General features: G+C 69.1%; 9 protein-coding genes. 5 read left to right on the top strand and 4 right to left on the bottom strand.

Annotated features, from left to right (window positions below; translation table 11 throughout):
- The coding region (locus AC08OU_RS17715; RefSeq protein WP_476605347.1) for a type 1 periplasmic-binding domain-containing protein at positions 1-1,482 on the top strand (1,482 nt) is incomplete at its 5' end.
- A gap of 540 nt (positions 1,483-2,022) precedes the next feature.
- Here AC08OU_RS17715 and AC08OU_RS17710 read toward each other — a convergent pair.
- Both AC08OU_RS17710 and AC08OU_RS17705 read right to left on the bottom strand, forming a co-directional pair.
- Positions 2,023-2,493: a hypothetical protein gene (locus AC08OU_RS17710; RefSeq protein WP_476605346.1), complete on the bottom strand. Its 471-nt coding sequence runs from the start codon at positions 2,491-2,493 to the stop codon at positions 2,023-2,025.
- Positions 2,490-3,110: a hypothetical protein gene (locus AC08OU_RS17705; RefSeq protein WP_476605345.1), complete on the bottom strand. Its 621-nt coding sequence runs from the start codon at positions 3,108-3,110 to the stop codon at positions 2,490-2,492. The genes AC08OU_RS17710 and AC08OU_RS17705 overlap by 4 nt, the downstream gene beginning before the upstream one ends.
- A 581-nt stretch (positions 3,111-3,691) precedes the next feature.
- On the opposite strand from AC08OU_RS17705, the gene AC08OU_RS17700 reads away from it, so the two are divergent.
- From AC08OU_RS17700 to AC08OU_RS17690, 3 genes are read left to right on the top strand one after another with little or no spacing between them, the layout of a single operon-like run.
- Complete coding sequence (locus tag AC08OU_RS17700; RefSeq protein ID WP_476605344.1) at positions 3,692-4,438, top strand: NUDIX hydrolase; 747 nt, start codon at positions 3,692-3,694, stop codon at positions 4,436-4,438.
- Positions 4,435-5,583, top strand: coding sequence for a 5'-methylthioadenosine/S-adenosylhomocysteine nucleosidase family protein (locus AC08OU_RS17695; RefSeq protein WP_476605343.1), 1,149 nt, complete (start codon positions 4,435-4,437; stop codon positions 5,581-5,583). The genes AC08OU_RS17700 and AC08OU_RS17695 overlap by 4 nt, the downstream gene beginning before the upstream one ends.
- The gene (locus AC08OU_RS17690; protein ID WP_476605342.1) at positions 5,580-7,574 is read left to right on the top strand and encodes a hypothetical protein; all 1,995 of its coding nucleotides are present in this window, start codon (positions 5,580-5,582) and stop codon (positions 7,572-7,574) included. Before AC08OU_RS17695 ends, AC08OU_RS17690 begins: the two co-directional genes overlap by 4 nt.
- A 411-nt stretch (positions 7,575-7,985) precedes the next feature.
- Here AC08OU_RS17690 and AC08OU_RS17685 read toward each other — a convergent pair whose 3' ends face one another.
- On the bottom strand, positions 7,986-8,555 hold the full coding sequence (locus AC08OU_RS17685; protein ID WP_476605341.1) for a flavoprotein: 570 nt from the start codon (positions 8,553-8,555) through the stop codon (positions 7,986-7,988).
- 701 nt (positions 8,556-9,256) lie between these two features.
- A complete protein-coding gene (locus AC08OU_RS17680) occupies positions 9,257-9,940 on the bottom strand; it encodes a helix-turn-helix domain-containing protein (RefSeq protein WP_476605340.1) in 684 nt (227 codons plus the stop codon).
- A gap of 354 nt (positions 9,941-10,294) precedes the next feature.
- Here AC08OU_RS17680 and AC08OU_RS17675 point away from each other — a divergent pair, with 354 nt between their 5' ends.
- Entirely contained in the window at positions 10,295-10,615 is a 321-nt protein-coding gene (locus tag AC08OU_RS17675; RefSeq protein WP_476605339.1) for a hypothetical protein, read from the top strand.
- Positions 10,616-10,673 lie beyond the last annotated feature (58 nt).

Raw genomic sequence — 10,673 nt, 5'->3', positions numbered from 1 at the left:
ACCTGGGTCGCCGTCGCGGCCCTCGGCACGGCCGCCGCCGTCGCCGGTGCGGTGGCCCGCCCGGGACCTCCGCCACCCGTCGCGAAGGCCGACGGCTGCCGCCAGACGCGGGTGCTCGGCGGCCAGACCATCGGCGCCACGTTCACGATCGACGGCGGCGGCGTCGTCGTCACCGCGTGCCCGCGGTTCCTGGCGGGCATGGATACCGCCGCGAGGCCCACGTTCGACGCCGTGCTGAAGGCCGGCCAGGCCGTGCTCGACAGCGGCGTGCCCTACAAGGTCGTCTATTTCCCGGCGCCGTTCACGATGCCCCCGAAGAAGGACGGGCACGCGATACCGACGTCGTACCCGCTGCAGCTCCAAGGCGCCCTCGAGGTGATGAACGACCTCAACGGGACCGGCACCCTGGCGGAGGACCGCCGCCATCAGCTGGGAGCAGGGGACGCCGAGTGGGGCCTCGTGCTCGTGCCGGTCAACACCGGCTACCTCAGCCGGTACGGCGTCGAGGCGGCCGCCCTCGTCCGCGACGACCTCCGAAGCCCTCGGACGGCGGCCGCAATAGGGCTGTCCGTCAGCACCCCGGACTCCATCCGGACGTCGGCGGCGTTCGGCGTCCCCTTCTTCGGGACGTCGCTGACCGGCGAGTACATGCGCGACGTCCCGGACCTCTGGCTGACGCAGCCGACCAACAGCCGCAACGCCCGGGCGATGGCCGACTGGATCGGCAGCGAGGGGTGGCGCCGGGCGACGATCGTCAGCGACGCCGGCGACGGGTACCGCACGGTGGACGCTGGGGACACCTGCCCCGAACTGGAGTCCGCCGGGCAGCGGTACTCGCCCGATCTCACCGCCCGCCTGCGGGACGCCCTCGCCGAGCGGCACCCGGGCGTGACCGTAGAGTGCCGCGACATCGGCACGATCGTCGCCAACCTCCACGCGACCGGGACCGACACTGGCCTGTGCGCGGCGGCGGCGCGGGGCGGGATCGTCTCCACGGTCCGCGGCACGCAGTTCGCCGACGTGCTCTGGGCCCTCGACAGGTGCGAGGAGGACGTCGCGATCCTCTCCGGGGAGTCGGCGACGAACCTCGTCGACCGGGCGCGCGAGCTGCTGCTCGAGAAGTGGGACCCCGAGCGCTTCACGCTCACCTACCTCGGCTACCGGACGAGCTCGGGCGACGACCCCCTGCAGGAGCACGGCCGGCAAGCCCTCGCGACCGGCGCCGACGCAGCGTACGCCGTCTGGGCCGCGGTGGGTGCCGCACGGGCGGAGGGCGCGTGGTCGGCGTCCGGCGTCCGGGCGCACCTAGGGAAGTCGGGCGTGCACGTCGAGCCCCCTGAAGAGAGCGGGCGGCCCGACTTCGGCTTCCGCGCCGGTGAGCGCCTGGCGCGAGCGGCGAAAGGCCGGCCGCGGCCAGTGGTGTTCTGCGAGGTCAGGTCGGTGGCGCCCATCAAAGAGCGGTGCCAGGCCGCGAAGTCGTAGGGCGAGGCTGGAAGAGCAGGCGTAGCCGAGACCCTGGAGCGACTTTCCTACCGATTGAGAACATTCGGCCCTATGCCGCGTACAGGGTCGCCTCTCGGCCGCTTCATCGAGCCTTGATCCAGGACCCTGATGGCTGACGCCGCGTCTTTAGCGCGCTCGCGCACACTACGCCGCAGTGAGCGCGCTAGACCGCGCGACCGCGCGACCGCACGAGCGCACGTCCAGTCGTATTCGGGGTTCTCGGTCTGGCGCGTCTATGGCTCGTCGATGAGGGCCTTGTCTCGCGGTTGGGCCATGTCCGGGGGTGTGGTGAGGGTGGCGCGCCGCCCCGCTCGCCGAGCTCGTGGAATTGAGCCACCCCGGATCCGCGCCCTGCGGCCGAATCCTGCGGACAAATCTGCGGGAAAAACGATCAAAATGCCAGTCCGAAGATCTCCGAAACTAGCCTCTGACCTGCGAAAACTCAGTGGAGCTGAGGGGATTTGAGCCCCTGGTCCCCTCGATGCGAACGGGTACGTAACGAGGCGACCTCAGCCGTACTCAGTACGGCGGCATCTGCTCGAGGACTCGCGTCACGGCGTCGACCATCGACGCCACGGCCGGGAGCGCCTCGGTGACGTCCTCTGACTGGGCCACCGGATGCTCGGGAGCCGGGTACTGGGTGTGGTTTCGCAAGGGTCGCATCCAGGAGAACGGCCGGAAGGTCGCGCCCAGCGGCGGGTCGAGTTGAGCCACGACGACGTCGAGCAACAGGGCGTGCGAGCCGTCTCCGGCCGTCCGCAGGCCCTGGTTTACCAGAACCGCGGTCAGCGCCTTCCGGGCCGCGTCGTAAACCAGGGCGAACGCGCCGGCGGGATCAGCACCCACGATCGCCTGCGCCGAGACGAGGTGCGCCCGGGCCTGGCCGACGAGCAGGTCGGCGTACTCACGATTAGGCGTGACTCGGGTCAGCCTACTGGTGGCGAGGAGTCCGTCGACGACGTCGCGGCCCTTCTCCCAACGAAGGATCACTGCTGCTCCTCGTCATCCGTCGAGGCGTTCGGGGGGCGCAGGGTAAGCGCCACCAGCGGACGGGAGATCAGGGTCCGCACGAAGGGGTCCTGCTTGGACTGCCATACCTCCGGGGTGATGCGGGTGATGTTCACCTCTCGATGCAGGCGCCGCCGCGCATCCTCTCCCGCCGCGGCAAGGGAGTCGCGGGTCGGATGGCCGATCACCACGACGTCGATATCCCGTGGAGGAGGGCCTGGTTCGCCATGGCGTCGCGCGGCCCAGGAGCCGTACACGTAGGCTTCTTGGACGTCCGGCAGGGTGGCCAGCACGTCCGGCAACACGGCCGTCGGCCCGTAGGTCAGCTCCAGCAGTTCCGCTAGCGGTCGGTAGAGCACGTGGTCGGTGCACCCGCGCACCAACCTGGCCTGGCCTACCCGGCGATCCGCTACCAGCCCCGCCACCGCCAAGCGGCCGATTTCGGCATGGACCGTGGGCAGGCTGACCCCGATCCGGCGAGCGATCTCGGAGAGGGTGAACTCCTGGTCAGGGTGCAGCAGCACCAGGGCGAGGAGTTCCCCCTGCGCGTCGGAACGCAGGAGCGGCGCCAGCAAGGGGACCGGAGACTTCACAGACACCGAATATACCTTCAGCTTATCCGAACATCAAAATCGGTGATCGTCAGCCGCACACCCGGCGAATCGGACGAGTTCCCTCCCCGACATCGACCGAACCCCGGGGCTTCGACACGCTAAGCATCTGATCGCGTTCCTCGATGCCATCCGCCGGTCGGCCGCCACGTCGGCCAACGCAACCAAACTGTAGGCGCCCTCCGGGCGCGGCGGTCTGGACATGGCACACCTCAATCCCACCCCGCAAGATCAACACTGGCCCGCCCCGGCCTGAAGATCACGCACCGATCCAGGCGTGTCGCCAAAACCCGTGACTCCTCGAGGTCAACGCACTAGCCGACGAGGACCTGACCGGCCGCGGCGATTGGCCGATCAGGCGGCGGGCGCTGCGCGACGACGCGGAATCCCGGCACGTGAGAGGTATCCATTACGCACTCGAGGCAACGGGATCAAGAACAAGCCGTGGTGGTACTGGGCTGAGCCCTGATGCCCGCCGCCCTCGTGGCCGGCGGGCGGAGCGACCCGCTCTGCGTGACACCACCTCTTCCGCACTTCCTGTCACAGTGACAGTAACGTACTGTCGGCACATGTCCGATGACTCGTGGCAACCGCCCGCCGTGCTTCTCGCCGTGGACCTCGTGATCCTCACGTTGCGCGGCGGACGTCTCGAGGTGTTGCTCGTCGAGCGCGGCGTCCCGCCGTTCCAGGGCCGGCTGGCTCTGCCTGGCGGATTCCTCCGCGACGACCGGGAGGGCATCGACGAGGCTGCGCGCCGGGAGCTCGCCGAGGAGGCGGGATTGACCGTGGAGGCTTCACATCTCGAGCCGCTCGGTGTGTACGGCGACCCCGGCCGGGACCCGCGCGGCCGGGTGATCTCGGTGGCGCACCTTGTCGTCGCGCCGCGACTGCCGGAGCCCGTGGCTGGGACGGATGCGAGCGCTGCGGCCTGGCTACCGGTGGATGACGTGTTGTCGTCCCGCGTCACGCTGGCGTTCGATCACCGCGGAATCGTGGTGGACGGAGTCGAGCGCGCACGGGCGAAGCTGGAGAGTTCGTCGCTCGCGACCGCGTTCTGCGGGCCGGAGTTCACGATTGTTGAGCTCCAGCAGGTGTACGAGGCGGTGTGGGGAGTTCAGCTGGACCCTCGCAACTTCTATCGCAAGGTACAGAAGTCGCGTGGGTTCATCGTGCCCGTCGGACCGATGCGCAAGGCCGGGAGCGGGCGGCCCGCCCGCCTCTTCCGGGCGGGGCCGCGAACCGCCCTGCACCCCCCCATGGTTCGGTCCGGAGACCTCGCCGATGCGGAGCCGCACGAGCAGGAGGCAGCGCTATGACCGAGCGGCCGACGGTGGTCCTGACCGCGCTTGACGTGGAGTACATGGCGGCGCGCGCCAGACTCGTTGAGCTCGGGGCACACTCGCACCCGCGTGGGACGCGTTTCGAGGTCGGGCGGCTCGGCGACGGTGGCCGCAGGATCGCCCTGGGGCTTGTTGGCAAGGGCAACCATGCCGCGGCGGTAATCGCCGAGCGGGCTGTCACCGAGTTCTCTCCAGCGGCGGTGTTCTTCGTCGGCGTCGCGGGCGCATTGAAGCCGTGGCTGCCCCTGGGCGACGTGGTGGTCGGGACCCACGTGTACGCGCCGCACGGGGGTACCAGCCAGGCCGATGGCCTCAAGAGTCGTCCGCGTGTCTGGGAGACCTCGCACGCAGTGCTCCAGGAGGCCCAGCACCTCGCTCGGACACGGGCTTGGATCGGCCACGGCACGGGCGCCGCGTTCGGTGTGCATTTCGGTCCGGTGGCCGCCGGTGAAGTGTTGCTGAACTCCACGACCTCGGCTGAGGCCGAGTGGATTCGGGACAAGTACAACGACGCTCTGGTGATTGAGATGGAGGGCGCCGGCGTGGCACAGGCAGGCCACCTGAACGCGCCGCTCGCAGTGGCGGTGGTCAGGGCGGCCAGCGATCGCGCGGACGGAAGCAAGGAGATCACCGACGGCGCGCGTTGGCAGGAAAGGGCCGCCGACCATGCCGCCACCTTCGCGTTGGCGCTGGCCGGCGAACTAGCCATCGCCGAGGAGGACCGGGCCCGAGCCCAGGACACGACGGGGAGCCATGCCGTGGGACACAGCAAGAACATCGCCAAGGACAACGCCCGGGTCGGAATTCAAGTGAGCCACCTCTACGGCGACGTGAACCAGACGACGACCAAGTCGGCGCCGATGACCGACGTCGCCGCCGAGCTACACCAGGTCCGGAGGGAACTCCGTCGGAGCCGCGAGACGGGCCGGCTTGACCTGGCGACCTACCGTGAGGCCGAGGTCGAACTCCGCCACGCAGAGAACGCCTTGCAGGCCGATTCTCCGGAGAGGGTGAGCCGCCTGATCATGGCCCTTAAGCGGCTGCGCGGGCTCGTCCACGACGTGGCCGAGCTGGCGGCAACGCTGGGCACCATTATCGCCGTGGTGCAAGGTCGGCCATGACCTCCGACGAGGGCGGCCCGACCAATGTCGCTCGCGACCAGGCGCACGTTGGCATTCAGGCGGAGGCGATCCACGGCGATGTCCACCTCTACCAACTCTCCCCCGACCCCACGCCACGGGAGCGGTACGACCTGGGTGTCCGCTATCTGGAGGGCGGTGCGCCGAGACGGGCGCGCGAGCTCATCCACGAAGCCGTGGTCGCCGGTCTGCAAGGAAACGAGGTGTCCTTTCACTGGCTCCTGGCGTTCTTCAGCGGGCGGACGAAGCGGCAGCTCTCAGACGAGGACCTGCCGCTGATCGAGGCAATGCCACGGTTGCTCCGCGTCGATGGCGACGACGACTGGGCCCGCGGCGTCCGCCTCATCGGCCGGCTGCTCGAGTCGTTGGACACCGAGGACGAAGACACGGCCGGCGTTATTCGAGACCTGAAAGACCTCGGAGAGCTTCAGCACAGGGAGATCATCCGACATCTGGATCGTCTTCTTGCTCGTCCCCTGCAGGACAAGCTCTGGGCTCAGGTGCTGAAGGACGCCGAGAACGGGCAGCACGCAGAAGATCGCGAGCAGCGGGTCTGGAAGTTCTTCGAGGCCAAGCCCGCGCTGCCGCGAGTCCGTCATGCACTTCCGAGACATGTGACCAGGGCGGCACAGCTCATGGTCGGTGCCGGCATCGCCGTCGCCGTCGCCGCAGTCGCTGGGATCGGCGCCATCCTCCTGAACGGCGGCGGAGGACGCGAGCTGATGTGGTTCGCGCTGGCCACGGTCGGCTTCACTGCCTGGATGGCCGCGTACCTGGAGTGGTGTTACCGGAACGACTACCTGGAGCGTCGAGAAGCGGAACACCTCTTCCGCCAAGCTCCGCCGTCCACAGCCACGCCAGGTGGCTTCACCGCCAAGGTGGACGGCTACTTCGACCGCTACGTCGGGAAGTACGCCCCAGAGGACACGAGTGCGGCGCGCTGGTTTGTGGAGACCGCGGGCGTGTGTCGGACCCTGCGCGACGAGGTCGTCGAGGTCTACCGCGAGCAGCCGGTAAGGGCTGAGTCGGTCAAGTGGCTTGCCCGGCACTATGTCCGCACGGTCAGGCGGCGTTGGTCCGACGGATCGCTGTTCGGCTACCGCACGGAATACCGGACACCCCTCGTCGTGAAGGCGGCAGCGTGGCTCGGAGGCTCCCTGGCCGTAGTCGCCGGAATAGCGGCGATCGTCGCCGCCGTCCAGGCCGATCCGATGCGAACCACCTACGCCGTGGCGATAGCCCTCGGCTGCGGCTGGCCAGCGACAAGGGCATGGATCCGGCGCCGCGTCGACCGCCAGGTCCTCGCACGGGAGGAAGCCGACGCGCAGCGACGTCTCGCGGAGGCCCAAGAGGCCTACCACGTCTGGCTCGGCAGACTCGCGGACAGACCGAACGACCTGGAGATGGCCCACTGGCTGGAATGCGACCGCAAGGTCCTCCTGGACGACGGTCTCAAGCACTACCGGCTGAAAGCGAGCAGCGTTATCGCCCACGCCTTCCTCGAGGCACCCGGCGCACAGTGCCGGCGCGCGCGGGTCCGGAAAGGACCTTGGCGGTACTCGAGGTACACGCTGCTGGTCTTCCTGCTCACACGAGACGGCGTCCGGCAGATCAGGGTCGAGCTGGACTTCGAGACCACCGAGTACCGGAGGCAGGAGAGATCGAACTACCGGTTCGACGCCGTTGCGGCCGTTCACGTCGAGGACACCATCGACAGACGCCGGCTCTTCGAGCTCGGCCTTCTGAACGGTCAGTGCATGACGATCGACGTGATGGGACCGGGGACGAAACCGCTGGAGGGCGAACCTCTCAACTTCACCGAGATCACCCTCGACGCAGCAGGGCTTTACAGCACGCTGGACATGCTCGAAGGCGTCGCGGCCGAGGGCAAGGGATGGGTGAGCGAGGAGAGGGAGCGGGGCGAGATGCTCACCAAGGAGCTCACGGAAGCCGTCGGACGCCTGCTGAGCTGAACGACGTTACGCCCACGCGAATGAGTAGCCCACTTGTCCATGGCTGGAGGCCAATCGTCCGCCGCAGTGCGGCATCGGACCGACGGGTCCGCCTCGCCCGACGCCTCGCCGGGTCGTGCACCTCGATGTCGTCGCACCGCTCGGAGAAGGTCGCGGACTTCTCCCGGACCAGTTCGGACAGTCCTGGGATCGTCGGCAGCGCGCCGTCCTGCGTGTCGACCACGTGTGGGTGCTGCGGTGCGCCGCCCGAAGCGCCGCCATTTCCAGGGACGAGTTGGGGACGACATGTCCGTCCTTCGCACGAGGTGTCAATGCCTCCTTGGCACGCCCCATGATCATGGAGGCGACGGGCGGTCTTCTGGAATCACCGTCGGCCGTGCAGCCGCGTTCGATTTGTGACGCAGGAGCGTCTTACCTCGCCGGCCCGCCCTTCGCCTGCCGCGTTGCCCCAACTGCCGCCTCCAGCGCCTGCCACGGAAACAGTTCCGCAGCCGTGGGTCCCTGGTTCGGCGTAGGAAGCGGATAAGCGTCGGGGTCGAAGATTATGGTGACACCCCAGGAGCGGAGCCGTTGGATGCTCTCGATGAAGGCGGGGTGCTTCGCGAGGGCGCGGCTGGGGTTGGGCACGGCGATTACCGGCAGCTCGAGGCCGATGGCTTCGTTGAGCAAGCCGAGGGCGAGGGTGTCGCTGGTGCCGTGCGCCCACTTGTTGGTGGTGTTGAAGGTGCACGGGGCGACGACGATGGCGTCGGGAGCGGGCAGGACGTCGGGTTCGTCGGGGCGCTTGTAGTCGGAGCGCACGGGGTGGCCGGTCAGCTCGACGAGCCGCTCGGTGTCCATGAACTTCAGCGCTGACGGTGTGGCGATGACGCAGACGTTCCAGCCGTCGGCTTGGCGGCGGGTGACGAAGGCCGGTAGGTCGGCGGCGGGTCGGCCGCCGCAGGCGATGACGTACAGGACCGGCTGAGAGGCGCTGTCCATGTCCTACCCGGTGAGGCCGAGGGAGTCGGCCAGGTCGCGCAGGCCAGGAGCGGCTCCGGCGCGCTCGCGGCTGAGCATGCGCCGGGTGAGGTGGTGGACGTCGTCGTTGAGGTGCAACTCCTGCGGGGCGATGCGCTGGGCGCGGGTCAGGGTGGCGACGGCGGAGGCGTCGTCGCCGTCGAGGGTGTGCCCGTGGGCGACGTCGATGAGGAACTGGCTGCGCCGCTCCAGCAGGCTCGGGGGAAGGCGGTCCGGATTGACGCGCTGGCTGCGGCGGACGGCGTCGCGGCCGTTGCGCAGTTCGACGGCGATCTGGACGCCGTAGATGGCGACGTTGGTGGGGCCGAAGATGGTGTACAGGTCGGCGTGGTCGGTGCCGAGCAGTCGGCTCGCGGTCGTGGCCTCGCCCATCAGTTCCCAGGCGCTGGACTCGTCCTGACGTTGGGCGGCGGCGACTGCGGCGGTAACGAGCAGGCTGCCCCACATGGCCTGGCTGCGAGTGGTCTGGACCTTGCCCGGTTCGATGAGTGCCGCCGCTTGGAGCGATACCGCGCGTGCCTCGTCGGCCCTTCGCGCGGTGAGGAGGACGTTGGCCAGACGGTACTGGGCAGCAGCGACCAGGACCGGATCCCCCAGCAGCCCGGCGGCCTGGACGGCGCGGTCGGCCGCGACCAGAGCCAGCGGACTGTCGCCGAGGCGCTTCAGCAGAGAGCTGGCAGCGTTGTAGGCATGGGCGGCGACCCGGCTCGCCTGATCCCGAGCACCCCCTCCAGGGCGGTGGCACTGGCCTGGACCTGGCTCAGGAGGCGCGGCAGCAGACAACTGAGGCGGGTGTAGTCGGCGCGCTGACGCAGCTGCCACGCCGTGCCGACCTGCTTGGTGAGATCGCCGGCGGCGGCCGCTGGCTCATCCCGAGCGGCAGCCGGCGGCGACAGCATCACCGCCTTCAGCTCCGCTACGGCGTCGCAAAGCGGTTGCGGCCCAGGCGCAACGGCCGGGCGCTCCAGGTCAGCGCTCAGCACGCCAGCCAGGCCAAGGCCGGCGGTGCTCAAGAAGCTGCGTCGCCTCACGTCGTCCGTCTCGTCGGGTATCTCGCTGTCTCCGGGCAGCTTGAACCATAGGTAGTCGGCCGGCATGCCCAGCAGGCGTGCCCACTCGATCAGCCGGTCGAGGTGCACGATCGGCGGTCCATTCTCGATCCGGCTGACCTGGGCCTGGCTGATGCCCGCCCACGTCCCCACCGTCCCCTGTGCGAGAGGATGACGACCGTGGGCAGGGTGGCCCCGGTACGCCCGGATCACTCGTCCCATATGGCGGGCCCGGAATGCGTCCTGCAGGGTCTCGTGACGCCAGAAGTCAGCGGGCAGCTCCGGCGGCTGAACCACCTTGCCTCGGTCAGTCACCTGGCAGGGAGCGCAGCGCCCAGCCTGGTTGTCCCGAGCCAGGCGGGCACCGCATCGGTTACAGCGGGGGGCGGCCGGACGCGTCATAGCCACCCCCTGATCCGGGTCGAACGAAAGGGACCTGGTCAGCCGGAGTCTATCCACTCATGCGTATGGCGCTCATTCGCGAATATACGGCCGACGCATAATCGCCATTCCCCATTGGTCGTGTTCACCGGTTCACGAATCTCGAACCCTTGTCGCAGCGCCGGGGACGGCAGTGTGGCATTCATCCCCTGCCGTCTTCGGCGCCTCCCATTCGACTGAAGGCGAATCAAGGACCGGGGGAAGCGCGAGATGGAAGGGACGAGCCAGGACACGATCGGGAGCCGGACGTCGGGCGGCACGTCACTGGAGTTGCCCCGGTCAGCCGGTCAGGCGATCCGCGTGGAGTTCACCGTCGGCGGCGACCTGATCCACGTCCGCTACGGAGGCCATGGCGCTGCGGTCCTCGACCGTCACCGACTTCGCCGATGGCTCACGGCCCCGCACGGGGAGTGGACCACCGACGAGGTCACCTTTGTCGACGTCGGCGGGCGGATCGCGCTGATGCTCCACGGCCTGGGCTGGTGGTGGCTTGCGGCCGCCGAGGTCCAGGCCCTCCGCGCGGCGGTGTAAGCATGGCCACCAGGCTTGGCACGTCACCGACGGCGGCGACCGCACGGGTGCACGACTG

The organism is Frankia sp. CcMO1 (assembly GCF_977945845.1).
Note: the sequence above shows the minus strand (reverse complement) of the source record. Positions and strands in the feature narration are given on the sequence as shown.

Bases quoted from the DNA above. Each gene is read 5' to 3' on its own strand.
- AC08OU_RS17690 (WP_476605342.1), top strand. From the start codon at position 5,580: ATGACCTCCGACGAGGGCGGCCCGACCAATGTCGCTCGCGACCAGGCG.
- AC08OU_RS17695 (WP_476605343.1), top strand. From the start codon at position 4,435: ATGACCGAGCGGCCGACGGTGGTCCTGACCGCGCTTGACGTGGAGTAC.
- AC08OU_RS17700 (WP_476605344.1), top strand. From the start codon at position 3,692: ATGTCCGATGACTCGTGGCAACCGCCCGCCGTGCTTCTCGCCGTGGAC.
- AC08OU_RS17675 (WP_476605339.1), top strand. From the start codon at position 10,295: ATGGAAGGGACGAGCCAGGACACGATCGGGAGCCGGACGTCGGGCGGC.
- AC08OU_RS17685 (WP_476605341.1), bottom strand. From the start codon at position 8,555: ATGGACAGCGCCTCTCAGCCGGTCCTGTACGTCATCGCCTGCGGCGGC.